This window comes from Nocardioides sp. (assembly GCF_029937575.1).
GTDB lineage: Bacteria > Actinomycetota > Actinomycetes > Propionibacteriales > Nocardioidaceae > Nocardioides.
On record NZ_JAPYPS010000008.1, the window covers coordinates 1 to 25,239 of the forward strand.

Annotated in this window: 25 protein-coding genes and 3 tRNA genes; 6 read left to right on the plus strand and 22 right to left on the minus strand. The window is 71.6% G+C overall.

Going from position 1 to position 25,239, the window contains the following annotated elements; genetic code table 11:
• Positions 1-172: 172 nt before the first annotated feature.
• Entirely contained in the window at positions 173-1,234 is a 1,062-nt protein-coding gene (locus Q1K33_RS04690; RefSeq protein WP_300401167.1) for an SAM-dependent methyltransferase, read from the minus strand.
• Positions 1,235-1,274: 40 nt separating this feature from the next.
• Here Q1K33_RS04690 and Q1K33_RS04695 point away from each other — a divergent pair, with 40 nt between their 5' ends.
• A complete protein-coding gene (locus Q1K33_RS04695; protein ID WP_300401169.1) occupies positions 1,275-2,564 on the plus strand; it encodes an aminotransferase class I/II-fold pyridoxal phosphate-dependent enzyme in 1,290 nt (429 codons plus the stop codon).
• 81 nt (positions 2,565-2,645) lie between these two features.
• Here the strand turns inward: Q1K33_RS04695 and rplA are convergent, their stop codons facing one another.
• From rplA to Q1K33_RS04720, 5 genes are all read right to left on the minus strand, one after another.
• Positions 2,646-3,368: a 50S ribosomal protein L1 gene (rplA, locus tag Q1K33_RS04700; RefSeq protein ID WP_300401171.1), complete on the minus strand. Its 723-nt coding sequence runs from the start codon at positions 3,366-3,368 to the stop codon at positions 2,646-2,648.
• Positions 3,369-3,461: 93 nt separating this feature from the next.
• Positions 3,462-3,890, minus strand: coding sequence for a 50S ribosomal protein L11 (rplK, locus tag Q1K33_RS04705; RefSeq protein WP_300401173.1), 429 nt, complete (start codon positions 3,888-3,890; stop codon positions 3,462-3,464).
• A 217-nt stretch (positions 3,891-4,107) separates the two neighbouring features.
• On the minus strand, positions 4,108-5,013 hold the full coding sequence (locus tag Q1K33_RS04710) for a transcription termination/antitermination NusG family protein (protein WP_300401379.1): 906 nt from the start codon (positions 5,011-5,013) through the stop codon (positions 4,108-4,110).
• 158 nt (positions 5,014-5,171) lie between these two features.
• Positions 5,172-5,423 carry a preprotein translocase subunit SecE gene (gene secE, locus Q1K33_RS04715; RefSeq protein ID WP_300401175.1) on the minus strand — a complete coding sequence of 84 codons (252 nt, stop codon included), beginning with the start codon at positions 5,421-5,423 and terminating at the stop codon, positions 5,172-5,174.
• Between the two features lie 83 nt (positions 5,424-5,506).
• Positions 5,507-5,579, minus strand: a tRNA-Trp gene (locus tag Q1K33_RS04720).
• 194 nt (positions 5,580-5,773) lie between these two features.
• On the opposite strand from Q1K33_RS04720, the gene Q1K33_RS04725 reads away from it, so the two are divergent.
• On the plus strand, positions 5,774-6,790 hold the full coding sequence (locus tag Q1K33_RS04725; protein WP_300401177.1) for an adenosine deaminase: 1,017 nt from the start codon (positions 5,774-5,776) through the stop codon (positions 6,788-6,790).
• Between the two features lie 98 nt (positions 6,791-6,888).
• Here the strand turns inward: Q1K33_RS04725 and Q1K33_RS04730 are convergent, their stop codons facing one another.
• The 7 genes from Q1K33_RS04730 to Q1K33_RS04760 form a co-directional block, all read right to left on the minus strand.
• Positions 6,889-8,538 (minus strand): hypothetical protein, encoded by a 1,650-nt coding sequence (locus Q1K33_RS04730; protein WP_300401179.1) that lies wholly within the window; start codon positions 8,536-8,538, stop codon positions 6,889-6,891.
• A gap of 53 nt (positions 8,539-8,591) precedes the next feature.
• Positions 8,592-9,659 carry a UDP-N-acetylmuramate dehydrogenase gene (locus Q1K33_RS04735; RefSeq protein ID WP_300401181.1) on the minus strand — a complete coding sequence of 356 codons (1,068 nt, stop codon included), beginning with the start codon at positions 9,657-9,659 and terminating at the stop codon, positions 8,592-8,594.
• Positions 9,652-10,035 (minus strand): MaoC/PaaZ C-terminal domain-containing protein, encoded by a 384-nt coding sequence (locus Q1K33_RS04740; RefSeq protein WP_300401183.1) that lies wholly within the window; start codon positions 10,033-10,035, stop codon positions 9,652-9,654. The genes Q1K33_RS04735 and Q1K33_RS04740 overlap by 8 nt, the downstream gene beginning before the upstream one ends.
• The gene (locus Q1K33_RS04745) at positions 10,032-10,436 is read right to left on the minus strand and encodes a MaoC family dehydratase N-terminal domain-containing protein (RefSeq protein WP_300401185.1); all 405 of its coding nucleotides are present in this window, start codon (positions 10,434-10,436) and stop codon (positions 10,032-10,034) included. The genes Q1K33_RS04740 and Q1K33_RS04745 overlap by 4 nt, the downstream gene beginning before the upstream one ends.
• A 110-nt stretch (positions 10,437-10,546) precedes the next feature.
• Positions 10,547-10,717, minus strand: coding sequence for a 50S ribosomal protein L33 (gene rpmG / locus Q1K33_RS04750; protein ID WP_300401187.1), 171 nt, complete (start codon positions 10,715-10,717; stop codon positions 10,547-10,549).
• Positions 10,718-10,771: 54 nt separating this feature from the next.
• Positions 10,772-10,845 (minus strand) — tRNA-Met (locus tag Q1K33_RS04755).
• Between the two features lie 39 nt (positions 10,846-10,884).
• A tRNA-Thr gene (locus Q1K33_RS04760) sits at positions 10,885-10,957 on the minus strand.
• 33 nt (positions 10,958-10,990) lie between these two features.
• On the opposite strand from Q1K33_RS04760, the gene Q1K33_RS04765 reads away from it, so the two are divergent.
• Positions 10,991-11,809: a thioesterase family protein gene (locus Q1K33_RS04765; protein ID WP_300401189.1), complete on the plus strand. Its 819-nt coding sequence runs from the start codon at positions 10,991-10,993 to the stop codon at positions 11,807-11,809.
• 299 nt (positions 11,810-12,108) lie between these two features.
• Here Q1K33_RS04765 and Q1K33_RS04770 read toward each other — a convergent pair whose 3' ends face one another.
• The 8 genes from Q1K33_RS04770 to Q1K33_RS04805 all read right to left on the minus strand — a co-directional run bounded on the left by Q1K33_RS04770 (position 12,109) and on the right by Q1K33_RS04805 (position 21,026).
• The gene (locus Q1K33_RS04770; protein WP_300401191.1) at positions 12,109-13,539 is read right to left on the minus strand and encodes an amidase; all 1,431 of its coding nucleotides are present in this window, start codon (positions 13,537-13,539) and stop codon (positions 12,109-12,111) included.
• Between the two features lie 29 nt (positions 13,540-13,568).
• Positions 13,569-14,279, minus strand: a complete 711-nt coding sequence (locus tag Q1K33_RS04775; protein ID WP_300401193.1) for an LrgB family protein — start codon at positions 14,277-14,279, stop codon at positions 13,569-13,571.
• Positions 14,276-14,635: a CidA/LrgA family protein gene (locus tag Q1K33_RS04780; RefSeq protein ID WP_300401195.1), complete on the minus strand. Its 360-nt coding sequence runs from the start codon at positions 14,633-14,635 to the stop codon at positions 14,276-14,278. The genes Q1K33_RS04775 and Q1K33_RS04780 overlap by 4 nt, the downstream gene beginning before the upstream one ends.
• A gap of 19 nt (positions 14,636-14,654) precedes the next feature.
• Entirely contained in the window at positions 14,655-15,233 is a 579-nt protein-coding gene (locus Q1K33_RS04785) for a DNA-3-methyladenine glycosylase I (protein WP_300401197.1), read from the minus strand.
• A gap of 34 nt (positions 15,234-15,267) precedes the next feature.
• Entirely contained in the window at positions 15,268-16,428 is a 1,161-nt protein-coding gene (locus Q1K33_RS04790; RefSeq protein WP_300401199.1) for an ATP-binding protein, read from the minus strand.
• Positions 16,425-17,426, minus strand: a complete 1,002-nt coding sequence (locus tag Q1K33_RS04795) for a pirin family protein (RefSeq protein WP_300401200.1) — start codon at positions 17,424-17,426, stop codon at positions 16,425-16,427. The genes Q1K33_RS04790 and Q1K33_RS04795 overlap by 4 nt, the downstream gene beginning before the upstream one ends.
• Positions 17,427-17,514: 88 nt before the next feature.
• Complete coding sequence (locus Q1K33_RS04800) at positions 17,515-19,818, minus strand: FdhF/YdeP family oxidoreductase (protein ID WP_300401381.1); 2,304 nt, start codon at positions 19,816-19,818, stop codon at positions 17,515-17,517.
• Complete coding sequence (locus tag Q1K33_RS04805; RefSeq protein ID WP_300401202.1) at positions 19,815-21,026, minus strand: homogentisate 1,2-dioxygenase domain-containing protein; 1,212 nt, start codon at positions 21,024-21,026, stop codon at positions 19,815-19,817. The genes Q1K33_RS04800 and Q1K33_RS04805 overlap by 4 nt, the downstream gene beginning before the upstream one ends.
• An 18-nt stretch (positions 21,027-21,044) precedes the next feature.
• Between Q1K33_RS04805 and Q1K33_RS04810 the strand changes: the two genes are divergently transcribed.
• Both Q1K33_RS04810 and Q1K33_RS04815 read left to right on the plus strand, forming a co-directional pair.
• A complete protein-coding gene (locus Q1K33_RS04810) occupies positions 21,045-21,710 on the plus strand; it encodes a hypothetical protein (RefSeq protein WP_300401204.1) in 666 nt (221 codons plus the stop codon).
• Entirely contained in the window at positions 21,707-22,798 is a 1,092-nt protein-coding gene (locus Q1K33_RS04815; protein WP_300401206.1) for a fumarylacetoacetate hydrolase family protein, read from the plus strand. The genes Q1K33_RS04810 and Q1K33_RS04815 overlap by 4 nt, the downstream gene beginning before the upstream one ends.
• 14 nt (positions 22,799-22,812) lie before the next feature.
• On the opposite strand, the gene Q1K33_RS04820 is transcribed toward Q1K33_RS04815, so the two are convergent.
• Positions 22,813-23,952 carry a crosslink repair DNA glycosylase YcaQ family protein gene (locus tag Q1K33_RS04820; RefSeq protein WP_300401208.1) on the minus strand — a complete coding sequence of 380 codons (1,140 nt, stop codon included), beginning with the start codon at positions 23,950-23,952 and terminating at the stop codon, positions 22,813-22,815.
• Positions 23,953-24,106: 154 nt separating this feature from the next.
• On the opposite strand from Q1K33_RS04820, the gene Q1K33_RS04825 reads away from it, so the two are divergent.
• Positions 24,107-25,216, plus strand: a complete 1,110-nt coding sequence (locus Q1K33_RS04825; protein ID WP_300401210.1) for a glycosyltransferase — start codon at positions 24,107-24,109, stop codon at positions 25,214-25,216.
• Positions 25,217-25,239 lie beyond the last annotated feature (23 nt).

A 25,239-nucleotide genomic window follows, 5' to 3' on the forward strand; every position in this document is an offset into this window, starting at 1 on the left:
TGAGCGCGCCGTTCAGTCGACCGGGAGAGGCTCGCAGTCAAGGACACCGAAGGTGTCGCGCAGCGGGCGCCGCAGGCGATCCTTGACAGCGAGACCCGGTCGGCTACGCGCGCGGGCGCCACACCGACCCCGAAGAACACCGAGGCCACCGAGGCCACCGAGTGCCGCGACCTCACCCCGCCGGCACCCGCGCCACCAGGACGTCCCGTTCGATGCTCGCATCGACCCGGTGGCCGAAGCCCCGCCAGGGACCGGAGTCGAGCGGCACCAGGCCATGAGCAACGAGCAGGCCGACTGCTTCGTCGCGGGGTGCGACGTGGGTGTTCCACGAGAGACCGAGCGCCGCGCCGGGCCGCAGGAGCGAGACCCAGCCGGGGAGCGCCCCCTCCAGCAGCGAGAGGGGGCTGCGGTCCAGGCGGCCCCCTGCCCGCGCACCGTGCTGCACGCCGTACGGCGCATCGGCGACGAGGGCGTCGAAGGTGCCGGGCCGGAAGAACTCGGCGGCCCGGGTCGTGTCGGCGTGCACGAAGCCGAGACGGTGCACGTCCTTGGCCTTCCAGGCGTCCTTGTCGCGGGCGACGGCGACCTCGAGTCGACGTCCGAGCCGCTCACCCTCGCGTCTGATCGGGATGACCTCGGCGGTGTGCTTGAGGCGCTTGCGGCGCAGCCACGTCTTGAGGAACGCCTCGTGGGCGTCGAAGTCCTTGCCGTCCACGTCGATGCCATCGGCGTCGCAGCCGTAGACGAGTGCCTGGTGCAGGCTCGAGCCGCGACCGCACAACGGGTCGAGCACCCGGATCGGCCGGTCTCGCGAGGCGCCGACCACGAGGTCGGGACCGACCGCGGAGGCCCAGAGCGTGACGTTGAGGAGGAGCCGGGTGAAGAGCTCGTTGGTCTTGCCGACGTACTTCTGGATCGTCAGCAGGTCCTCGTCGAAGACCTGCAACGGAGCAAGGTCCACCGGTCTGAGGAGCTCCCCCTCGCGCTCGAACAGCGCGTAGATGCCCGAGAGCGTCGACAGGTGCGCGACGGCTCCCGCATCGAGGTCCCCGTCGCTGGAGAAGGTCAGGTACGGCACGCCGCCGAGGGTCTCGGTGGCGACGTCGCGCAGCCGCCCGCGCAGCACGGTCGCGTCGAGCACCGCTACCTCTGCCTCGAGCAGCCGCGGGCCGGCGGCCGTGTAGACGCGGTTGGCGGAGGGACGGACCAGCAGGGCCCAGGAGCGCGTGGACACCCGCTCACCCTAGAGATGGGCCGTTTGACAGGATCAGGGGGTGACCAGCCAGCAGAACGCCCCGCTCAGCTCCCTCTCCCCCGACGACCTCGCCGCGTTCCGCGCGGTCAAGCAGGAGGAGTACGCCGCGCTCCAGGCGCGCGGACTGAAGCTGGACCTGACGCGTGGCAAGCCCTCCAGCGCCCAGCTCGACCTGTCCGACGCCTTGCTGTCGCTGCCGTCGACGACGAAGGACCGCGCCGGCGCGGACGTGCGCAACTACGGCGGCCTCGAGGGGCTTGCCGAGCTGCGCGAGATCTTCGCCGAGCTCCTCTGGGTCGAGGTCGACCAGGTCGTGTGCGGCGGCAACTCGAGCCTCACGATGATGCACCAGGTGCTCGTCGACCTGCTCCTGCACGGGGGACCGGGCTCCGAGCGTGCGTGGAAGGACGAGCCGAGCCTCAAGTTCGTCTGTCCCGTGCCGGGCTACGACCGGCACTTCTCGATGCTGGCCGACTTCGGCATCGAGATGGTCACCGTGGACATGAACGCGGACGGCCCCGACGTCGACGCCGTCGCCGCGCTGGTGAAGGACGACCCCTCGGTCAAGGGCATCTGGATCGTCCCCACCTACGCCAACCCGTCCGGGGCGGTCTGCTCCCAGGAGGTCGCCGCAGCGCTGCTCTCCATGCCGACCGCGGCGCCGGACTTCCGGGTGTTCTGGGACAACGCCTATGCCTTCCACCACCTCACCGAGGACGAGGCCAAGAGCGCCGACGCCCTCAGCATCGCCGCCGCCTCCGGTCACCCCGACCGGCCGATCATGTTCGCCTCCACGTCGAAGATCACCTTCGCCGGAGCCGGCGTCTCGGTGCTGGCAGCCTCCGCGGCCAACAAGGCGTGGTACCTCAAGCACCTCGCCATGGCGTCCATCGGGCCCGACAAGATCAACCACCTGCGCCACGTCGAGTTCTTCGGCTCCCCCGACGGCGTGCGTGCTCACATGCGCAAGCACCGCGAGATCATCGCCCCGAAGTTCGATGCGGTCGACGCGGCCCTCACCTCGGCGCTCGGAGGGCTGGACGTCGCGGAGTGGACCAAGCCGACAGGAGGCTACTTCGTGAACCTCGACGTCCTCGACGGCACCGCGTCGCGCGTGGTCGCCCTTGCCAAGGAGGCCGGCATCGCGCTGACGCCGGCCGGGGCGTCGTACCCGCTGGGCCAGGACCCCCGCGACCGCAACATCCGCCTTGCCCCGACGTTCCCGGTGCTCGCCGAGGTCGAGACGGCGATGGCGGGCGTCGCGACCTGTGTCGCGCTGGCCGCCTCTGAGTCGTTGTCGGGCAGCTGACTGGCGGACTTACCAGCCACGAACCACGACGGCCCGCCACCCCACGAGGGGCAGCGGGCCGTCGTACGACGTGCGAGGGGCTCAGCCTTCGGCCGAGTCCTCCTCGCCGGTGACGTTGCGGGTGCGGTTGGGGTCGACCTGGACACCGGGGCCCATGGTGGTCGAGACCGTCACCTTGCGCAGGTAGCGACCCTTGGAGCTGGCGGGCTTGAGCCGCAGCACCTCCTCGAGGGCGGCGGCGTAGTTCTCGGCGAGCGCGGCCTCGGTGAAGGACGCCTTGCCGATGATGAAGTGCAGGTTGGAGTGGCGGTCGACGCGGAACTCGATCTTGCCGCCCTTGATGTCCGTCACGGCCTTGGCCGGGTCGGGCGTCACGGTGCCGGTCTTCGGGTTCGGCATCAGACCACGCGGCCCGAGGACGCGGCCGAGACGACCGACCTTGCCCATCATGTCGGGGGTCGCGACGACGGCGTCGAACTCGAGCCAGCCGCCGTTGACCTTGTCGACCAGCTCGTCGCCACCGACGATGTCGGCGCCGGCCTCGCGGGCGGCCTCGGCCTTGTCACCGTTGGCGAAGACGAGGACGCGAGCGGTCTTGCCCGTCCCGTTGGGGAGGTTGACCGTGCCGCGGACCATCTGGTCGGCCTTGCGGGGGTCGACACCGAGACGCATCACGACGTCGACGGTCTCGTCGAACTTCTTCTTCGAGGTGGACTTGGCGATCTTGATCGCGGCCAGCGGAGCGTGGAGCTCGTCCTGGTCGAAGGTCGCGGTCGCCGCGCGGTAGGTCTTGCTGCGCTGCATGAGTTTCTTCTTTCTGTTGAACCGAAGACGTGGTCGTTGTGAGCCAGCGCGGCTCTGCCACAGGTGCTAGGAGGTGGAGCGGGGCCCGAGGGCTCAGTCGGTGGTGACGCCCATCGAGCGCGCGGTGCCCTCGACGATCTTCATCGCGGCGTCGATGTCGTTGGCGTTGAGGTCGGGCAGCTTGGTCGTGGCGATCTCGCGCACCTGGTCCTTGGTCAGCTTGCCGACCTTCTCCTTGTGCGGGACGCCGGAACCCTTCTGGAGACCGGCGGCCTTCTTGATCAGCTCAGCCGCCGGGGGCGTCTTGGTGATGAAGGTGAAGGAGCGGTCCTCGAAGATGGTGATCTCGACGGGGATCACGTTGCCGCGCAGGGACTCGGTCTGGGCGTTGTAGGCCTTGCAGAAGTCCATGATGTTGACGCCGTGCGGACCGAGGGCGGTACCGACGGGCGGGGCAGGCGTCGCGGCACCGGCCTGCAGCTGCACCTTGACCAGTGCAGAGATCTTCTTCTTGGGAGGCATGGCTATCTCTCTTTCTCAGGTGTGGTCATGACGAGGGCGTCTGTCGCCCCCTGCCACTGGGTGTTACCTGGGCTAAGTCTGGACTGTGGTTGCGAATCCACGAAATCTCACTGGGTTTCGAGACGCGTCACGTCCTCGCTTGCTACGCGGCGCGAGCACGTCGACGCTCCTCAACCCAGCGCGTTCGCTGAGCCGGTCGGAGCAAGCTCCGCCCGACTCAGACGCGCTGAATCTGGTTGAAGCTCAGCTCGACGGGGGTCTCCCGGCCGAAGATCTCGACGAGCGCCTTGACGCGCTGCGACTCGGCGTTGATCTCGGTGATCGTCGCGTGCAGCGTGGCGAACGGGCCGTCGACGACCATGACGGAGTCGGAGATGTCGAAGTCGGCGACCTCGATCTGCTTCTTCGCCGTCGTGGAGCCGCCCGACGGGGACGGGGTACCGGCAGCCGCAGCAGCGACCTCGGCAGCAGCCTGCACCTCGGGGGCGAGCATGTTCTCGACCTCGTCCATGGTGAGCGGGACCGGCTCGTGGCTGTTGCCGACGAAGCCGGTCACCGAGGGTGTGTGGCGCACCGTCGACCAGGACTCGTCGGTGAGGTCCATCCGGACCAGCACGTAGCCGGGCAGCGAGGGCTTCTTGCGGGTACGGCGCTGGCCGTTCTTGATCTCGACGATGTCTTCGATGGGGACCACGATCTCGTGGATGTAGTCCTCCATGTTGAGCGACACGATGCGGTTCTCGAGGTTGGACTTCACCCTGTTCTCCATGCCGGAGTAGGTGTGCACCACGAACCAGTCGCCGGGCTTGGCCCACAGCTCGCGCCGGAAGGCCTCCAGCGGGTCTTCGTCGACGACCTCGGCGTCGTCCGCGAGGTCGACACCCTCCTCGGCCACCTCGGCGTCGACTGTGGTCTCCGCGACCTCGGCAGCTGCCTCGTCGGCCAGCTCGGCCTCGGTCTCGACGACGTCCTCGACCGGCTCGGCGACGGGGTCGGCGTCCTCGAGCTCGTCGTCGTCGCTGTCCGCGGCGACCGGGTCGGTGCCCTCGGCAGCGCCGTCGGTGGCCTCGGCGACGTCGTCGGTCACCTCGGGCGCCTCGACGACGTCGTCCGACTCGACGATCTCGTCGGTCGCAACGGACTCGTCGAGCTCGGGGGACTCGGTCAGCTCGGCCGACTCGGGGTACTGCTCAGACACGTGGTGCTCCATCGATAGCTGGTCGCTGCTGCAGGGGTGCGGCTCTCGCCGGACCGGCCTTCAGGGCCGGGGCGCGCGTGAGGTCAGAGGTCCCCGCCGTCGACGAACACGGCGAAGACGAGCTTGCCGAAGCCCAGGTCGAGCGCGGAGACGATCGACATCATCACGATCACGAAGAACATGACGACGAAGAAGTAGGTGACCAGCTGCTCCTGGGTGGGGTAGACCACCTTGCGCAGCTCGGCGATCACCTGACGGTAGAAGGTCGGGATGCTCGTGCGCTTGTGCGCGTCACCGGACTCCCGGTCACCGCGTACGGCGCTGCTGTCCGACACGCCATTCACCTCTCGTCGTCGTTGATCGTGCTTGGTCGTGCGGGGTGTTTGCTGGGTGGTGCTGGAACTGCGTGGAGATCGTGCAGGGCACGAGGGACTTGAACCCCCAACCTTCGGTTTTGGAGACCGATGCTCTGCCAGTTGAGCTAGTGCCCTTCGTCGATCTCACCCGTGCCGCGCCCCGCCCGTTCGAGACCCGCTGAGGTCCGTCTGAGGGCACGACAAAGCATGGGGAAGATCCACCAGACGTGGAGTCTACGTCCAACGCGTTGCGCAGGTCCAAAAGGGCCCTGGTCGACCCGGTCGCACCGGCGCCCGATCCCGCCGGCCGCAGCCCTACAGTGGTGCCGATGAGGGACCTGCACACACTCGCGAAGGCGCACCTGCACCTGCACTTCACCGGGTCCATGCGCCACGAGACCCTGCTGGAGCTCGCCGAGCGCGACGGGATCGCGCTGCCCGACTCCCTGGTCAGCCAGTGGCCGCCGCAGCTGAGCGCGGCCGACGAGAAGGGCTGGTTCCGCTTCCAGCGCCTCTACGACGTCGCACGTTCCGTGCTGCGCACCGAGGCCGACGTACGACGTCTGGTCCTCGAGGCAGCCGAGGACGACGTCCTCGACGGCGGTCGGTGGCTGGAGATCCAGGTCGACCCCAGCGGGTACGCCGCGAGGTTCGGCGGGATCACCGCCTTCACCGACCTCGTGCTCGACGCGGTCCGCGAGGCCGAGCAGGCCACCGGGCTCGGCATCGGCGTCGTCGTCGCCGCCAACCGCACCCGCCACCCCCTCGACGCGCGCACGCTCGCCCGGCTCGCGGCGCAGTACGCCGATCGCGGCGTGGTCGGCTTCGGGCTGTCGAACGACGAGCGCCGGGGCAGCACCGCCGACTTCTCCGGGGCCTTCTCGATCGCCGAGCGCGCCGGCCTGGCGCTGGTGCCGCACGGAGGCGAGCTCCGCGGTCCCGAGCACGTGCGGGTGTGCCTCGACGAGCTCGGCGCCGACCGGCTCGGGCACGGCGTGCGCTCTGCCGAGGACCCCGACCTGCTCGCCCGCGTCGTCGATGCCGGCGTCGCGCTCGAGGTGTGCCCGGTCTCCAACGTCGCCCTGGGCGTCTACAGCGACCTCACCTCCGTCCCCCTCCCCACGCTGCTCGAGGCCGGGGCCACCGTGGCCCTGGGCGCCGACGACCCGCTCCTCTTCGGCTCCCGGCTGGCCGGGCAGTACGCCACGATGCGCGCCGCCCACGACCTCTCCGACGAGACGCTCGCCGAGCTGGCCCGGATGTCCCTGCGCGCCTCGCGGGCGCCCGCGTCACGGCGTGACGCGGCGCTCGCTGAGATCGACGTGTGGCTGGCTGCGCCCCTGTGAGCAAGGGACTCGCGGGGGCAGGTCGCGTCGACGGCGCCAGGAGACTGCTGAACAGGGCGGCGCGGACGCCGCGATCAACGCACGCATCCACGCCTTGCTCAGCCGATGAGGTCGAAGTAGACCCAACCTGTGGAGCTCTCGTCGACCAGCTTGGAGTCGTTGGGACCCTGGACGCGGACCCGCACCTGCCGGCCGATGAGGGACCGGTCGGTGGAGACGATCAGCTGGCGCCGCCCCCGGGGCCCGAGCGGGAACTCCTTGATGAAGCCCGCCCTGCGCCACCGGTCGCCGTCCTTGAGCGAGAGGCTCACCGACATCTCCGCGTCGCCCAGGCGCGGCAGGGTGGAGAGCACCATCCGGATGCCCGTCCTGACGCGGACCACGTGGACGCCCTTTCTCGTCCGTACCACCTTGCGCGGCTTCATCACCACCTCGGCCGCCACGGTCACGCCGCCGGCCACCACCGACGCCGGATAGGTCGTGGCGTCGCCGGCATAGACGACCGTCAGCAGTGCGTGCTCCTGCGCCGAGACCGTCCACGTGACGCCCCGGGGCGGGACGACCCCGGTCCGCAGCACCTCGTCGGCCCGCCCCTTGCTGCTGCTCACGAGCGAGACCGTGCGGCCTGCCGGGGTGTCCAGATCGATCCCCACCTTGACCTTGTCGCCGTGGCTCACCTCCTGGTAGCGCTTGCCGAGCACCCGCGCCTCGAGCACCGGGACGTGGCGCGGCCTCCGGAAGATCACGCTGTAGCCGATGTCGTGGGGCGCGATGCCCATCAGCGCGAGTCGCTCGCCGTCGAACGCCATCGCCTCGACGTCGAAGTCCAGGCCCGGGATCGTCTGCAGCTGACTCGCGCCGGGCGCCAGCAACAGGGGGCCCGATGACCCACTGCGCACCGCCACCCATTCCTCCGGGCTGACCCCGATGTCGCCGACACCGTCGTACCGCGGGGTCGGGACGATGCGGTGGGTGACCAGGTCCGTGCCGTCGAGCACCTGGATGCCTCGGTGCGTGCCGAGGAAGACCTCGCCCGTGCGGTGAACCGCCACGTCGTAGATCCTGTCGACTTCCGCGACGGCGCGCTCGACCGCCGTCGGGCCGCCCGGCCCCGCTGCCGTCGCGAGCGACAGCAGGCCGTGGTGACTGAAAGCGATGAGGGTGTCGGGCAGTCCGGCTCCGGCGGCCAGGCGGCCCGGAGCGAAGCTGAGGCCGCTGACCTCGGTCACCGAGCCGTCGGCAGGATCGATGCCGGCCACGGCCGGCATCTCGTTGGTCGCCCAGGGGTCGTCCGGGCAGTACCCGGCGTTGGTGAACCAGTAGACCCCCGACGACTCGGCGACCTCGGAGGGGCAGGAGTCCGGGCCGGTGTCGAAGCGCGTTGTCTCCAGGCTCACCGCGTCCACGGCGACGATCTGGCGCTCTGCGGCCACGGCGACCAGGACCGTTGCTCCGTCACTGGTCATCGCCACCTGCTCACCCGGGACCGGGAGCCGAGCGATCAGCGTCGAGTCACGCGCGACGACCAGCAGCTCGTAGGTGCCGGCGCGGTGGGCACTCGCGAAGGTGCGGCCGGTGGACGGGTGGAACACCATCTCGCCGAGGCCGTCGGCCTGGATCCCACCTGGAGCGGCGAGGGCCTCGGCGCCCGGGGTCTGAGCCGGCGCTGCTGGCGCTGCCGGGGACGTCACCGCGAGGGGCGTGAGGGCGATCAGGCAGGCAAGCGTGCCCGAGAGGAATGAGGTCATGACTACTTCCGGATACGCGGCCTCGCGGCACGACGATGATGAGCAGCCGAAGTCTAGAGATCGCAGCCCACCAGCACCGGCTCTTCGACCAACCTGATGCCGTACGCCGCCTCGACGCCGTCGCGGACGGTGCGAGCCAGGCTCAGCAGGTCCTCGGTGGTGGCGCCGCCGCGGTTGGTCACCGCCAGCGTGTGCTTGCTCGACAGCGAGACACGCGCCCCGGCGAGCGGGGCGACGTACCCCTTGGTGAAGCCGGCGCGCTCGATCAGCCAGGCGGCGCTCGTCTTCACGAGCCCCTGGCCGTCGTCCTGCGGCCACGACGGGGCGTCCTTCGGCACCAGGTCGGGGGAGATGATCGGGTTGGTGAAGAAGGAACCGGCGCTCCACGTGTCGTGGTCGGCGGCGTCGAGCACCATCCCCTTCCCGGCACGCAGCCGCAGGACCGCGGCGCGGACGTCGACGAGCGGGGCCCGCTCGCCCGCCGCGACACCGAGGGTGCGGGCGAGCTCGGCGTACCCGACGGTGGCCGAGAGCGCGCCCTGGCGCAGCTGGAAGGTCACGTCGAGCACGACGTGGCGGCCGGGATCGGCCTTGAAGCGCGAGTGACGGTAGGCGAAGCCGCAGTCGGCGGCGGCGATCGTGCGCACGGCACGCTCGTGACGGTCCCACACCCGCACGCGGGCGATCGTCTGGGCGACCTCCTGGCCGTAGGCGCCGACGTTCTGGATCGGGGTGGCCCCCGTCGAGCCCGGGATGCCCGACAACGCCTCGACGCCGACCCAGCCCCGCCGTACGGCCGTGGCGACGACGTCGTCCCAGGTCTCGCCGGCGGCGACCGTCACCAGCGCTCCCCCGCAGCCAGGTTCGGCCTCGTCGTCGACGTCGGCGCTGATGCCCGTCGTGGCGACGGCGACGACGGTTCCGGCGAAGCCCTCGTCGGCCACGACGAGGTTGCTCCCCCCGCCGAGCACGAGCACCGGCTCGCCGACGTCATCGGCCGCGGAGACCGCTGCGATCAGCTCGGCCTCGGTGGTCGCGATGACCCAGGTGCGAGCGGGTCCGCCCAGGCGCAACGTCGTGTGGTCGGCCAGCCGCGGCACCGGTGTCGAGGACTCAGGCACGGAGCCTGGCCTGAGCGCCGCGGGGCCCGAAGACCTTGGCTCCGTCGCACAGCACCTCGACGGCGACGACGGTCTCGTCACCGTCGACGCGGGCGCTGCCCGTCATCGTGACCTCGGCGCCCTCGGCCGGCACCACCACCGGCTTGACGAACTTGCCGCCCAGCTCGCTCACATCGCCGGTGGCGACGCCGCACTCGCCGAGGTAGCGGGCGACCAGGGCGAGGGTGAACATGCCGTGGGCGATCACCCCGGGGAGGCCGACGCTGCGGGCGATCTCCTCGTCCTGGTGGATCGGGTTGTGGTCGCCGCTGGCGGCCGCGTAGGCGACCAGGTCGGCTCGCGTGACGGAGTAGGTGCGGGTCTCGAAGTCACTCACTGCTCGGCCTCCTCGACTCCGCGGTGGACCAGGGTGGCGGTGCCGGTGCAGACGAGCGCCCCGTCGGCGTCGGTGACCGCGCTCGTCGTGCCGACGATGTCGTTGCCGCCGATCTGACGCAGCGTGGCCACTGTCAGGGTCACGCTGAGCAGGTCGCCCACGACGACCGGGCGTTCGTAGCTGAACTTCTGCTCCCCGTGGACGACCCGGGACAGGTCGATCTCCTCGGCGGCGAGGAACCCCATCATCGCCGCGAACGCGGGCACGATCGGGAACGTGAGTGGAGCGGGGCCCCCGTCGTAGGACTGGCCGACGGAGGCGGCGAAGTCCGCGAGCGCGGCCTCGGTCACCTCGAACGGGGCTGGTGGCGGGAACGAACGACCGACGATGGAGGCATCCACGAGGTCGAACCTAGGACATCGCTCCTGCCTCGCGCGAACGCGGACGAGCCCGTCCCCACCGGGGACGGGCTCGCAGCGTTGGAGCAGAAGTCGGCGTGGCCGACGCGGGATCAGCGGGTCTCGCGGTGCGCCTTGTGCGTGCGGCAGCGCGGGCAGAACTTCGCCAGCTCCATGCGGTCGGGGTTGTTGCGGCGGTTCTTCTTGGTGATGTAGTTGCGCTCCTTGCAGTCCACGCACGCGAGCGTGATCTTGGGGCGAACGTCGGAGCTCTTGCTTGCCACGGCTTGTCCTTCGGATTGCTGGTGCCGGTCGGTGCCGGTCTGTTGTCGGTGCGGTAGCGGGAGCGGGACTCGAACCCGCGACACCACGATTATGAGTCGTGTGCTCTAACCACCTGAGCTACCCCGCCAGGATGTGGTGGTGACTCCGGTCGGAAGATCACACCCAGAGCCCCTTTACGGAATCGAACCGTAGACCTTCTCCTTACCATGGAGACGCTCTGCCGACTGAGCTAAAGGGGCAACGACGGAGAACGATACACAGGGGGTAGCGGAATGAAGAAATCGGTTGGCGAAGGCCCGTTCTACGGCCTCTCGGAGGGCCCCACACGCAGCCCCGACGGCATCACCGCGGTCGTCGATCCGACCTCTGCGACGGCCGGTCCGTGGACCTCCGAGGCCCAGCACGGAGGGCCCCCGGCGGCGTTGCTGGCGTGGGCGGTCGAGGCGCTCCCAGCGGCCGCCGACACGGTGGTCGGGCGCTTCACGATGGAGCTCTGGGGGCCGATCCCGCTCACCCCCCTGCGCGTCTCTGCGCACGTCGTACGGCCTGGCCGGTCGGTGACCCTCGCCCGGGCCGAGCTGGTCGACGTACGACGTGACCGCGTCGTCGCGACCGCGCAGGCCTGGCTCTTCCCGGACTCCTCCGCGGGCCCCGGGGACGCGTCCGTGTCGCTGACCCACGGCCCCGACGACGGCGTCCGGCACGAGCGCCCGACGACGTGGGGCGGCGGCTACCTCGACGCCATCGACTGGCGCTGGATCACCGGCGCGGTCGACCGGCCCGGCCCCGGCGTGGTGTGGATGCGCTCCCCCGACCTGATCACCGACGCCGCAATCTCGCCGGTCCAGCGACTGCTGGCCTGCGTCGACTCCGCCTCCGGCGCGAGCGCGGCCCTGGACGTCGCCGACTGGGCGTTCCTCAACACCGACCTGACCGTCCACCTGCTCCGCCCGCCCGTCGGCGAGTGGATCTGTCTGGACGCCGAGACCACGCTCGGTCCCGGCTCCGTCGGGATCGCCACGTCGGCGGTGTACGACGAGCTGGGGCTCGTGGCGAGGTCGGCGCAGGCGCTGTTGGTGGTGAGGCGGTGATGTGGCTGTGGTCCGCGTCCGCCGGTGCCGGATTCACCGGCCGGCCGGTGAACCCGGCACTTGGACGACGTCCGGACATCGTCCAGGTGCACCGTTTGTCGGCCAAGCTCGACCCAGGGACCCATTCACCGGCTGGCCGGTGAACCCGGCGCTTGGACGACGTCCGGACATCGTCCAGGTGCACCGTTTGTCGGCCAAGCTCAACCCAGGGACCCATTCACCGCGCGGCCCACACAGCCCCGACGATCGCACTGGGAGCCACTCGGCGTCGTCGGCACTGGCCGCGGGGTACTGCCAGCTCAGTCCCCGGGGCGGACACCCAGCCGCGCGAACGGCTGCGCGTCCTCCAGCTCGTAGGCCAGCTCGAGCAGGGTCGCCTCGCGGCCGGCGCCAGCGCCGAACATCATCCCCTGCGGCAGACCGGCACCGGTCTGGGCGAGCGGCAGGGAGATCGCCGGGTCACCGGTGACGTTCTGCAGGGGCGTGAAGGCCACCCAGCCCATCAGGCGCTCGATGATCGTGTCGTAGTCCTGGGTGGGGTCGAGGTGGCCGACGCGGGGTGTCTCGGTGGCCAGCGCCGGCGTCAGGGTGACGTCGTAGGTCTCGAAGAACGTCGCGGAGAGCCGCTGGGCGCGACGCAGGCGGCGGATCGCCCCCGGGACCCGGTGCAGGTTGCGCGAGGCGTGCCGTGCCAGGCCGAGGGTGAGGTTGTCGAGGCGGGTGCGGTCCCAGCTCCTGCCGTGCGTACGTCGTCCGGTGCGGACGAGCACCGTCGCCAGCAGCGCCCAGTAGAGCAGGAAGTCCTCGCGGAAGCCGTCGGGGACCGGAGCCTCGACCTCCTCGACGGTGTGGCCGAGCCGCTCGAGCAGCGCGACGGTCTCGAGCGTCAGCGCGGCCACCTCGGGGGAGGCGCTCACGCCGACCCCGCTGGTGTTGAAGCCGATGCGGAGCCGCTTGCGACCCGGCCGGGTGATGTCGCCGACCGGGGGCAGGGCGAGGTTGCGGTAGACCAGCTCGGCCTCCCGCACGAAGGCAGCGGTGTCGCGCACCGAGCGGGTCACCACGCCGTCCGCGACGATCCGGATGGGCATGTCGCGCATCAGCTTGTCCTGGGCGAGCCGGTCGCGCGTGGGCTTGAGCCCGACCAGCCCGTTGACCGAGGCGGGAATCCGGATCGACCCTCCTCCGTCGTTGGCGTGCGCGAGCGGGAGCGCACCGGCCGCGACCAGGGCTGCGGACCCGGCCGAGGACGCCCCCGCCACGCGGTCGGTCGACCAGGGGGACCGGACGGCGCCCAGGCGCGGGTGCTCTGCGGCGGCCGAGAAGCCGTACTCCGAGAGCTGGCTCTTGCCGAGCGGGATGAGACCCGTGGCGAGATACATCCGGGCGAAGTCGCCGTCCACCCTCTCGGGCCGAGGTGCCCAGGCGTCGGAGCCGTCCTGGGTCGGCATCCCCGCGACGGCGACGTTGTCCTTCACGACGGTCGGGACGCCGGAGAAGTACCCGTCGCGCGGGGCGAGTGCCTCGAGCCGGGCGCGGTCGAAGGCGCGGAAGGCCAGGGCGTTGAGGGACGGGTCGACGGCCTCGACGCGAGCGATGGCGGCCTCCACGACCTCGGGGACGGACACCGCCCCGGCATGCAGTGCGTGGACGAGCCCGACGGCGTCGTGCTCGCCGAGCGCGTCGTCGGTCACGGCGCTCACCTGCAGGTCCTCGTGTGGCTGCGTCATACCCGGGAACCTATCGACCCACCGGCCACCTACGGGAACAGGACCAGCGCCAGCAGGGGCATCAGCGCGCTGGTGGCGAGCGCGGTCAGCCCCATCGCCAGCCCCGAGAACGCGCCCTGGGTCTCGTCGTCGTGCAGCAGCCGCCCGGTCCCGATGCCGTGCGAGACCGACCCCAGGGCCAGCCCCCGCACCCGCGGGTCGCGGATGCGGAGCAGGGTGAGCACGGTCGGCCCCGCGACGGCCCCCAGCACCCCGGCCAGGATCGCCAGCACCGCCGCGAGCGGCGCGATCGCGTCGAGGCTCTCGGCCAACCCGATCGCCACCGGCGTCGTGGTGGCCTTGGGTGCCGCCGTCCGGGCGAGCAGGTCGTCGCCGCCGGCGAGGCGGACCAGCAGTGCTGCCGTCGTCACCGAGACGATCGCGCCGAGCGTGATGCCGACGAGCATGGGGGCGACCAGGCCCCGCAGCCGGGCCGCCTGCCGGTGCAGCGGGATCGCCAGGGCGACGGTGGCCGGCCCGAGCCAGAACGCGATCAGCTCGGTGTCGGCGCGGTAGTCGACGTAGTCGACGTCCAGGGCCAGCACGGTCGCCGCGACCATCACGATGGCGACCAGCACGGGCTGGGCCACGGGGTGGCCGCCGGTGTGCTCGCGCAGCCGGCACCCCAGGTGGTAGGCGCCGATCGTCACCGTCAGCATGAGCAAGGGCGAGTCGCGCAGCCACGCGAGGGCATCGGTCACCCTTCGCCCCCTGACCGCGCACGGCGCAGCAGGAGAGCGACCGACCAGCCGACGACGGCGAGCGCGGCGACCCAGGACCCGACGAGCGCCAGGGACAACGGCACGGCGTCGTCGCGCAGGGTCGACCCGAACGCGATCACGCCGACCCCGGCCGGCACGAAGAGCAGCTGGAGGTGCTTGAGCAGGGCATCTCCCGTGCGCACGACGGGCGCGTCGTCCGGCGTACGACGCCAGGTCAGCACGGCCCACAGCAGCACCAGTCCGATCACCGGTCCGGGGACCGGCACGTCGAGGAGCCGTACGACGACCTCCCCGACGAGCTGGCAGCCGAGCAGCCAGAGGAGTCCGACGATCACGCGACCACCACCTCGCCCATCAGCTGGTGCCGCGGGCGTGACACCCCGCCAGGTGCGGGTCGAAGACCCCGATCGCCTCCATCAGCGCGTACATGGTCGTGGGCCCGACGAAGGCGAAGCCCCTGCGCTTCAGCTCCTTGGACAGCGCCGCGGACTCCGCCGACGTCGTCGCCATCGAGTCGGTGTCGACAGGAGCCGGCGCCACCTCGGGTGCGAAGGAGAGCACCAGCGCCTCGAGCCCCTCCTGCTCGCGCAGGGCGACGGTGGCCCGGGCATTGGTGACCGCGGCCGCGACCTTCAACCGGTTGCGCACGATCCGCGCATCGCCCATCAGCCGCGCCTGATCGACGTCGTCGAAGGCGGCGACCTGCTCGGCGTCGAAGCCGCAGAACACCTCGCGGAAGGCCTCTCGCTTGGTGAGGATCGTCGACCACGACAGGCCGGACTGGAAGGCCTCCAGGGTGAGCCTCTCGAAGTAGGCGGCCTCCCCGTGGACGCGGCGGCCCCACTCGACGTCGTGGTAGTCGCGCATCGTGCTCGCAGTGGTGCCCGCCCACGCACAGCGCGCCACCCCGTCGTCCCCGGTCACTGGTCCCATGACGCCATCCTGTCGGACACCGCCGACAGGGACGTCACCCTGGCAGGACCTGACGCGGCAGCGACAGCAGCACGCTGAAGGTGCTGCCCCTCCCGGGCATGCTGGCCACCTCGATCGTGCCGCCCATCAGCGCCACGATCTTGCGCGAGATCGCCAGCCCCAGCCCGGTGCCGCCGTACTGTCGCGTGATCGAGGCGTCGGCCTGCCGGAAGGACTCGAAGACCAGCCGCTGTTGCTCGCCCGTCAGTCCCACCCCGGTGTCCACGACGTCGAAGCGGACGCCCTGGTGGCCCGGGACGGTGTCGTAGCCGGTGGCTCGCAGCGTGACGCTGCCCGTGGCGGTGAACTTCGCCGCGTTGCCCACGAGGTTGGTCAGCACCTGGTTGAGTCGCTCGGCGTCACCGATCAGCGGCACGGACGCATCCTGGTCGCACGACGTGGCGAAGACCAAGCCCTTCTCGCGCACGACGGGTCCCATCGTGGTGGCGGTCCAGTCGATCAGCTCGGAGACCGAGAAGGTGTCGAGCACGAGGTCGGCCTTGCCTGCCTCGACACGCGAGAAGTCCAAGATCTCGTCCACGAGTCCGAGGAGACGACCGCCGGAGCGTTCCATCACCGCGTGCAGCTTGCGCTGGGCGTCGCTCAGCTCGGTCTCGCCGAGCAGCTCCAGCGCGGCCAGCACGCTGGTCAGGGGCGTGCGGAGCTCGTGGCTGACCGTCGCCACGAACAGCGTCTTGGCCTCGTTGGCCGACTCGGCGGCGTGCACGGCCTCGTCGAGCTCGGCGAGCATCTGCAGCTGAGCGCTGACGTCCTCGACGGCGGCGTGGATCTCGATCACCTCTCCCGCGACCACGACCGGCACCCCGTGGAAGTCGACCTCGCCCCAGAGGCCGTCGTGGCGCCGGAAGCGGAGCTCGAATCGACGCGACTCCCCCGCCACGAGGGCCTGGAAGTGCTCGACCAGTCGCGGCAGGTCCTCGTCGACCAGCAGGTCGGCGAAGGGCCGCCCGATCAGGTCGGCCTCGGAGTAGCCCCCGCCCAGCGCCAGCGCGGCACCGTTGACCGACCGGAAGCACCCCTCCAGGTCGAGGACGAAGAACCCGCGCGGATGGTGCTCCACCAGGGAGGCCAGCCGGGCGCGGTGCTCGTCCAGCTCCCGCGACGTCGCAGTGCCGGGGAGGTGGGGGTCGGTCACCGGCGCTCCTTGAGGCGTACGCCGGGCAGCTCGGGTGCCGGGATCGGCGGCAGCCGCTCACCGGTCGGGCGCCCGAAGGGCCCCTCGACGAGGCCGTCCTCGGTGATCTGGCCCTGCCAGGCGCCTCGAAAGGCCACGACCTCCTCGTGGGTGCGGCCGACGAAGTTCCACCACATCACGATCGCCTCGCCGAACGGTGGTCCGCCGATCAGCAGTGCCCGCACGGGCTCGTCCTCGGCGGCGAGGTCGAGCCGGTCCTGGCCCGGTGGCACGTAGACGAGGTCGTGGTCGGCCGCGGCCTGCCCGGCGACCGTGAGGGCACCGGTGTCGAGGAGGACGCCGTGCTCGAAGGTCGGGTCCACGGTCAGCGACAGGTGCGCGCCGGGCTCCAGCACCAGCTCGGCCCCGAGCAGCTGTGTCGCGGTGGCGACCGGGGACTGCGAGCCGAGCAGGGAGCCGAGGAAGACCCGGGCCTCGTAGCCGGGCCCGGTCACGGGCGGCGGGGCGTAGTGGGCGAACCCGGGCTCACCGTGGCGCGCGTCGTCGGGCAGCGCCACCCAGAGCTGCGCGCCGTGGAGGACCTCCGTGTCGGCGGTCGAGACCTCGGAGTGGCTGATCCCGCGCCCGGCCGTCATCAGGTTGAGCTCACCGGGCCGGACCGCCGCGTGGTGCCCGGCGCTGTCGCGGTGGATGATCTCACCGGTGAACAGCCAGCTGACCGTCTGCAGACCGGTGTGCGGGTGCGGCGCGACCGACATCCCGCCGCTGCCCGACGGGCCGGAGACCGGGTCGGGTCCGTAGTGGTCGACGAAGCACCACGCACCGATCAGGGAGCGCGATCGCGAGGGGAGCGTGCGGCGCACGGTCATCGCCCGAGGGCCGCCCAACGGGACCTCGCGGGGCGTGATGACCTCCGTGCCGCGCGGAGGAGCCGCGGACGGCTGGGCGCCGCCGGCCACGCACGTCACCACGGCGGGCCTCTCCTCGAGGTTGCTCACCGCCCCATCGTCCCACCCAGGAGCCCCGTGCGACACATTGATCTCTCAACAATTGCCACATCGTGACATGGGTCGATCCCCAGCGGCCTCATGCAGGGCGGGGCATCAGCCTCACGACGACCGACTTCGACGTCGGGGTGTTGCTGTGCTCGGCGGTCGCGTCGAGCGGGATCAACGGGTTGGTCTCGGGGTAGTAGGCAGCCGCGCAGCCCACAGGCTGGTCGTAGCCCACCACCCCGAAGTCGTACGCCGTGCGCTCACTGCCGTCGTCCGCCTCGCTGACGATGTCGACCCGGGCGCCCTCCTCGAGGTCGAGGTGCCGCAGGTCGTCGGGGTGCACGAAGACGACCCGACGACCGCCCTTCACGCCTCGGTAGCGGTCGTCGAGGCCGTAGATCGTGGTGTTGAACTGGTCGTGGCTGCGCAGCGTCTGCAGGAGCAGCCGGCCCTCCGGCACCTCGAGCACCTCGAGCGGGCTCACGCTGAAGACGGCCTTCCCGGAGCCGGTCTCGAAGGTGCGCGAGTCCCGCGGCGGGTGCGGGAGGACGAACCCGCCCGGCCGCCGGCTGCGCTCGTCGTACGACTCGCAGCCGCGCACCACCCGCGCGATCCGGTGGCGGATGGCCGTGTAGTCGTCGCGGAACTCGTCCCACGGGATCGCGTGGCGGTCGCCGAGGGTCGCCAGGGCGAGGGAGCAGACGATGTCGACCTCGGACCTCAGGTGCCGCGATGCCGGTGCGAGCGGTCCGTGGGAGGCGTGCACGGCCGACATCGAGTCCTCGACGGTGACGCGCTGTGTGGTGCCGCCTGTGAGGTCGCGCTCGGAGCGGCCCAGTGCCGGCAGGATCAGCGCCTCGCGGCCGGTCACGACGTGGGAGCGGTTGAGCTTGGTGGACACGTGGACCGTCAGGTCGGCGTTGCGCATCGCCTGCTCGGTCACCTGCGTGTCGGAGATCGCGGCGGTGAAGTTGCCGCCCATCCCGAGGAAGAAGCGGGCGCGGCCGTCGCGCAGGGCGCGGACGGCGTCGACGGCGTCGAGGCCGTGCTCCCGGGGCGGGTCGAAGCCGAACTCCGCCTGCAGGGCGTCGAGGAACTCCGGCGGCGACTTCTCCCAGATGCCCATCGTCCGGTCGCCCTGGACGTTGCTGTGCCCGCGCACCGGGCACAGCCCCGCACCGGGCTTGCCGATGTTGCCCTGGAGCAGGGCGACGTTGACGATCTCCTTGATGGTGGCCACCGCGTTGCGGTGCTGGGTGATGCCCATCGCCCAGCAGAAGACCGTGGCCGAGGACGCGCGCAGCAGCTCGGCGGCCTCCTCGATCTGGGCCCGGGTGAGGCCGCTTGCCCGCTCGAGCTCGGCCCAGTCGACCGCGGCGACGTGGGCGAGCCAGGCCTCGACCCCCTCCGTGTGCTGCTCGACGAAGTCTCGGTCGATCGCGTCGTGGGCGACGAGGTGGGCCGCGATGCCCTGGAAGAGCGCGAGGTCGCCGTTGAGCCGCACCGGCAGGTGCAGGTCGGCGAGGTCGGTGCCCTGACCCACCCAGCCACGCACCTTCTGCGGGTTGCGGAAGTTGACCAGGCCGGCCTCGCGAAGCGGGTTGATCGAGATGATCCTCGCGCCGCCCCGCTTGGCCTTCTCCAAGGCGCTGAGCATCCGCGGATGGTTGGTGCCGGGGTTCTGACCGGCGACGATGACCAGCTCGGCGGTCTCGACGTCGGTCAGCGAGACCGACCCCTTGCCGATGCCGATCGTCTCCGCGAGCGCGACCGAGGTGGACTCGTGGCACATGTTGGAGCAGTCGGGCAGGTTGTTGGTGCCGTAGGCCCGGGCGAAGAGCTGGTAGACGAAGGCGGCCTCGTTGGAGGTCTTGCCGGAGGTGTAGAAGACCGCCTCGTCCGGACTGTCGAGCCCCTGCAACGACGCGGCCATCAAGGCGTTGGCGTCGTCCCAGGAGATCGGCTCGTAGTGGGTGGCGCCGGCGCGGCGCACCATGGGCTCGGTGATCCGGCCCTGCTGACCGAGCCAGTACTCCGTGCGCTCCTCCAGGTCGGCCAGGGAGTGCTCGGCGAAGAACGCCGGCGTGACGCGGCGCAGCGTGGCCTCCTCGGTGACCGCCTTGGCGCCGTTCTCGCAGAACTCCGCGGTGTGTCGGTGCTCGGGGTCCGGCCACGCGCACCCTTGGCAGTCGAACCCGTCCGCCTGGTTGAGCCGGAGCAACGTGCGCGCCGTCCGCAGGGGGCCCATCTGCTCCACGGCACGCTTCATCGCCACCGCGACGGCGGTGGCCCCCGCTGCCGCATGAGCCTCGCCAGCCACGGTGACGTCGGACTCGTCGATGTCCTCGTCGGGCGCCCTGCGCAGGGGTCCGAGCGGTGAGTGCGGCAGCTTCATGAGCGCGCCCACGTCCAGGCGTACGCCGGGTCCTCGCACGACAACCCGCCCTCACCGAGCTCGAGCGGGGCGAAGGTGTCGACCATCACCGCGGACTCCTCGAACGCCTCGGCGCCGAGCGAGGCCTCGATCGCCGACGGCTGCGGACCGTGGGCGTGACCGCCCGGGTGCCAGGAGATCGAGCCGAGACCGATGCCCGAGCCCTTGCGCGCCTCGTAGTCCCCACCGACGTAGAACATCACCTCGTCGCTGTCGACGTTGGAGTGGTAGTAGGGCACCGGGATCGCCAGCGGGTGGTAGTCGACCTTGCGGGGCAGGAAGTTGCAGATCACGAAGTGGTGGCCCTCGAAGACCTGGTGCACGGGCGGCGGCTGGTGGACCTTGCCGGTGATCGGCATGTAGTCCTCGATGTTGAGCGTGTAGGGGTAGAGGCAGCCGTCCCAGCCGACCACGTCGAAGGGGTGCGTGGCGTAGGTGAGGCGGGTGCCCACGACCTGGCCCTGGGCGCGGTGCTTGACCAGGACCTCGACGCCCTCCTCGCCCTGCTCGCTCCCCTCGCTCTCGTCGGCCAGGTGGACGTCCTCGGGGCCGTGCAGGTCGCGCTCGCAGTACGGCGCGTGCTCGAGCAGCTGACCGAACCGCGAGAGGTAGCGCTTCGGCGGGGCGATGTGGCTGTTGGCCTCGATCGCGTAGAGCCGTGACACCGTCCGGGGCACCCAGCGGTGCGTGGTCGCGCGCGGGATCACGACGTAGTCACCGGCGCGGTAGGAGAGCACCCCGAAGACCGTCTCGACGACGCCCTCGCCCGACTCGACGTACACGCACTCGTCGCCGATCGCGTTGCGGTAGAGCGGCGACGGGTCGCTCGCTGCCTCGTCGGAGCCCGAGGTCACGACGTAGGAGATCCGCACGTCGCCGTTGCCCAGCACGACGCGGCGGTCGAGCACGGGGTCGGTGCCGGTCGCGAGCTCGTGGAGCTTGAGGTGTCGCGGCTTGAGCGGGTGGTTGGGCACGCGCACCTGGTCCGGCAGCTCCCACACGGCCGAGGCCGTGATCGCCGACGGCACGCCGCGGTGGTAGAGCAGCGACGAGTCGGAGGAGAAGCCCTCCTCCCCCATCAGCTCCTCGTAGTAGAGGTTGCCCGCGGGGTCGCGATGCTGGGTGTGCCGCTTCGGCGGCACCGTGCCGAGCCGTCGGTAGTACGCCATGCCTGGCAGGCTAGCCCCATGGTCACGCCGGACATGTGGAAGCGCTTCGTCGACGACGCCAGCCCCCTCGCTGCGGACGCCGACCGACGGGCCTCCCCGGCGCGCGGGGACCGGCTGGTGCGCGACGAGGACCTTCCCGGTCTCGGCCGCTACGCCGGCGACGTGCGGCTGGTGGTGACCGGCGGTGCGGGGCAGATCGCCGGCGCCGCGGCCTACTGCCGCAAGCACGGCGTCGAGGTGAGCTCCCTCGACCTGACGGTGCGCGACCTCGGCGACCCGGCCGGCAACGTACGGCGGTTCCTCGCTGCCTTCGACGTCGCACTCGCGGCCGGCGACCTGATCGAGGACACCGTCGTGCACGTGCGGGTGGCGGGAGAGCTGACGCCGTCGTGGCTGGCGGCGCTCGACGAGATCGCCGCAGCCGAGTGGATGGTCACGCTCCCCCTCGACGGCCAGCTCGATCCCGAGTCCTGGATCGACGCCGCGATGGACCGCGAGACCCCCGTGTCGCTCGTCGGCGGGACGCCCGGGCAGGCCGTCGCCGCGCTGCGCACGGCCGCCCGGCTCTGGGGGGACGAGGACGACCTCACCGCGGCCCGGCGGTGGGTACGCAGCTGGGCCACCCCCGACGTCGACGCTGCTCTCGACCACCTCGAGCAGCTCGACCACCTGGGGTCGCGATGAGCGGCTTCGGCCTCGACCACCTGCCGTACGGCGTGTTCTCGGTCGGCGGCGGCGCCCCGGCGGTCGGTGTCCGCTACGGCGACGGGGTGCTGGACCTCGCCTTCGAGACCGGCCGGCCCGAGCTCGCCGAGCCCTCGCTCAACGCCTTCCTCGCGCGTGGACGGGCGACCTGGCGCGAGGTCCGGGACGAGGCACGGGCGCTGATCCAGGACGGGGCCGAGACCGTCCCGCTCGCGGACGTCGACCTGCACCTGCCCCTCGCGGTCGCCGACTACGTCGACTTCTACGCCTCCGAGCAGCACGCGACCAACGTAGGACGCCTGTTCCGGCCGGACGGGGACGCCCTGCTGCCCAACTGGAAGCACCTGCCGGTGGGCTACCACGGGCGCGCCGGCACCGTCGTCGCATCCGACACTCCCGTCGTGCGGCCCAGCGGCCAGCGCGGTCCCGGGGACGTGGGACCGACTCGACGACTCGACCTCGAGGCCGAGCTGGGCTTCGTCGTCGGCGCCGGCTCGACCCTCGGCACCCCGGTCCGGGCAGCAGACCTCGCCGAGCACGTCTTCGGGGTCGTCGGCCTCAACGACTGGTCCGCGCGCGACCTGCAGGCGTGGGAGTACGTGCCGCTCGGACCCTTCCTCGGCAAGTCGTTCGCGACCTCGATCTCGCACTGGGTCACGCCCCTCGACGCTCTCGACGCGGCGTGGTGCGCCCTCCCGGACCAGGACCCCCGCCCGGCCGAGTACCTCGCCCCGGGCACGGCGCGCGGCCTCGACCTCGCGGTGGAGATCGAGATCGACGGGCAGGTGGTCAGCAGACCGCCGTACTCCTCGACCTACTGGGGCCCGGCCCAGATGCTCGCCCACCTCACGGTCAACGGCGCTTCGCTGCGCCCCGGCGACCTCTTCGGGTCCGGCACCATCAGTGGCACCGAGCCCGACCAGGTCGGCTCCCTGCTCGAGCTGTACGGCGGGGAGCGGTTCCTCGACGACGGCTCGACCGTCGTGCTGCGCTACTCGGCGCCGGGCGTCGGTGGCGGCAGGATCACCCTGGGCGAGGTCCGCGGCACGATCTCGCCCGCACGGTGACCGACAGCGCCCAGTCAGTGCGGCGAGTCCACGGCGACGACGCCGAGCCAGGACGCCAGGTCGGCGAGGCGTGCCTCGACGCCCTCGCGGACCGCAGCGGTGAACGGCTCGTCCTCGTGCACGGCGTGCACGAGGAGCTCCCCGGCCTCGTGGTCCGCGGTCGCGTCGACCTTGCCGACCAGCCGGTGGCCGTGCAGCACCGGTAGGGCGTAGTAGCCCCACCGGCGCTTGGCCTTCGGCTTGAACATCTCCAGGGCGTAGTCGAAGTCCAGCAGGTCGGTCATCCGCTTGCGGTCGTGCAGGAGGACGTCGAAGGGTGCCAGCAGGGAGGTGCGCCGGGCGGCCGGGTCGTCGAAGAGGTCCGCCGAGTCCAGGGCCGCGGCCAGGACGTCGGGGTCGACGCGCCAGCGCCCCCGCACCCCCTCCACGACAGCCGGCTCGCCGGCCTCTCCGCCGCCCACCGGCTCGCCCTGCTGGTAGACGTCGCCGGAGCGAGCCAGCCCGAAGGCCCGCAGCCGACGGCGGTCGTTCTCCACCAGGGCCTGCGCCAGCGCTGGGACCGGCTCGTCGAGGTAGACGCGCTCGGCGAGGTCGTAGGACCGCTCGCCGTCGTCGCGCCCGGCGACTGCCACCTCGCCGCGCTGCACCAGCTGGGCGACGAGCATCCGGACGTTCTTGCCGTTGTTCCACCCCGAGGAGCGCCAGGGGCGCTCGCACGTGTCGGGCAGCGCACTCACCGGGAGCGGGCCCTCCTGGCGCAGCTGCTCGAGCACGTCGCGCCGTGCGCCCTCGTTGGCCTCCATCCACTCGCTGAGCTGGTGGTGCCAGTCCTTCCACGCGCCCGGCGTCGGCCAGGCGGCCATCTCCGCGCGGTAGAGCGTCGCGTCCTCGACCGGGCGCAGCGCGCCGCCGACCTCCACGATCCGTTGGGCCGCGACCGCGTCGTCCAGGTCGCCTCGGCGGTGGTCCGCACCGAGCCGGGACCACAGGACCAGGTCGGCGGCCGGTGCCACCGCCTTCGTCCGGTCGAGCGGCAGCATCGTGAGCCGGCGGGCGGCGTCGTACAGGTCGTCGGGACGCTCGTCGGCCAGCAGGGCACCCAGCACCGCGATCCGGCAGGCCTGGTCACGGGTCAGGGCGTGAGCTGCGGCCATGCGCACGAGGATGCCAGGGGTAGCCAGGGGTAGCCAGGGGTAGCCACGGCGCCCGCTCGGCGAGCCCGGCGACCTCCACCACCGGCGCCAAGGCGCCGCTTCCTCGTCATGTCGAACCCGCCGCCCGTTCATCGACCCGCGCAAGCGTGACGGCGTGCGGATCGCCCAAATCGCCAACTTCATCGGCCCGGCCTCGGGAGGCATGCGCTTCGCCGTCGAAGCCCTGGGTCGCGGCTACGTCGAGGCCGGTGCCCGGCGACTGCTCGTGGTGCCCGGCCCCGTCGATGCCACGACCAGCACGCCGTACGGCGACGTGGTCCAGGTCCGCGCGCCGCGCGTGGGTGGTGCCGGCTACCGACTGATCGTCGAGCCGTGGCGCGTCGTCGACGTCCTGGAGGACTTCGACCCCACGTGCGTGGAGATGAGCGACAAGACGACCCTGCTGCCGGTCGCCCGGTGGGCCCGGCGGCGCGGAGTCCTCACCACGTTGCTCTCCCACGAGCGGATGGACGACATGCTGGCGATGCGGACGGGGCTCGACACCACCTCGAAGGCCTCGATCGCGATCCTCAACCGGCTCCTGGTGCGCAGCGTCGACCAGGTCGTGGTGACCTCGCGCTACGCCCAGGCGGAGTTCGCTGCCGTGGCCGCCTCGGCCGGCTGCGACGTCGTCCGGATCCCCCTCGGGGTCGACCTGGAGACCTTCCACCCACGCAGCTGGCAGCCTTCACCGACCCTGCGGCTCGTGCACGCCGGGAGGCTCTCCCGGGAGAAGTCGCCCCACCTCGCGGTGGCCACTGCTCTCGAGCTGCACCGCCGCGGCGTACCCGTCGAGCTGACCGTGTACGGCGACGGGCCGCACCGTGACGAGCTGGTCGCGCTGGCCGGGTCCGGGCCGGTGCGCTTCGCCGGCCACGTTGCCGACCGCGCCGAGCTCAGCGCCCGTCTCGGGGCCGCCGACGTGGCCCTCTCGGTCTGCCCGGGCGAGACCTTCGGACTCGCGGTCCTGGAGTCGTTGGCCAGCGGCACCCCTGTCGTGACGGCCGATCGTGGCGGTGCCAGGGAGCTGGTCGACGCCGCATCCGGTGACTGGGGTCGCGCCGAGGCCGGCTCGCTCGCCGACGCCGTGCTCCGCGTGGCCGCTCGGCCGGCGGGACGGCGTCGGGCGGCCGCGCGCGCTCGCGCCGAGGAGTTCCCGTGGCGCACCACGGTGGGCCGGATGCTCGACCTGCACGCCGGCCTGGCGGTCGAAGCCGTCTCCTGAGCCTCCGCGCCTGCCCGGATGAC

What these genes read in the sequence shown, in the direction of transcription:
- Q1K33_RS04805 (WP_300401202.1), bottom strand. Translation starts at nt 21,026, where the DNA reads ATGGCGTACTACCGACGGCTCGGCACGGTGCCGCCGAAGCGGCACACC.
- Q1K33_RS04725 (WP_300401177.1), top strand. Translation starts at nt 5,774, where the DNA reads ATGAGGGACCTGCACACACTCGCGAAGGCGCACCTGCACCTGCACTTC.
- Q1K33_RS04770 (WP_300401191.1), bottom strand. Translation starts at nt 13,539, where the DNA reads ATGACGCAGCCACACGAGGACCTGCAGGTGAGCGCCGTGACCGACGAC.
- Q1K33_RS04820 (WP_300401208.1), bottom strand. Translation starts at nt 23,952, where the DNA reads ATGGCCGCAGCTCACGCCCTGACCCGTGACCAGGCCTGCCGGATCGCG.
- Q1K33_RS04785 (WP_300401197.1), bottom strand. Translation starts at nt 15,233, where the DNA reads ATGGGACCAGTGACCGGGGACGACGGGGTGGCGCGCTGTGCGTGGGCG.
- Q1K33_RS04815 (WP_300401206.1), top strand. Translation starts at nt 21,707, where the DNA reads ATGAGCGGCTTCGGCCTCGACCACCTGCCGTACGGCGTGTTCTCGGTC.
- Q1K33_RS04810 (WP_300401204.1), top strand. Translation starts at nt 21,045, where the DNA reads ATGGTCACGCCGGACATGTGGAAGCGCTTCGTCGACGACGCCAGCCCC.
- rplA (WP_300401171.1), bottom strand. Translation starts at nt 3,368, where the DNA reads ATGCAGCGCAGCAAGACCTACCGCGCGGCGACCGCGACCTTCGACCAG.
- Q1K33_RS04730 (WP_300401179.1), bottom strand. Translation starts at nt 8,538, where the DNA reads ATGACCTCATTCCTCTCGGGCACGCTTGCCTGCCTGATCGCCCTCACG.
- rplK (WP_300401173.1), bottom strand. Translation starts at nt 3,890, where the DNA reads ATGCCTCCCAAGAAGAAGATCTCTGCACTGGTCAAGGTGCAGCTGCAG.
- Q1K33_RS04765 (WP_300401189.1), top strand. Translation starts at nt 10,991, where the DNA reads ATGAAGAAATCGGTTGGCGAAGGCCCGTTCTACGGCCTCTCGGAGGGC.
- Q1K33_RS04800 (WP_300401381.1), bottom strand. Translation starts at nt 19,818, where the DNA reads ATGAAGCTGCCGCACTCACCGCTCGGACCCCTGCGCAGGGCGCCCGAC.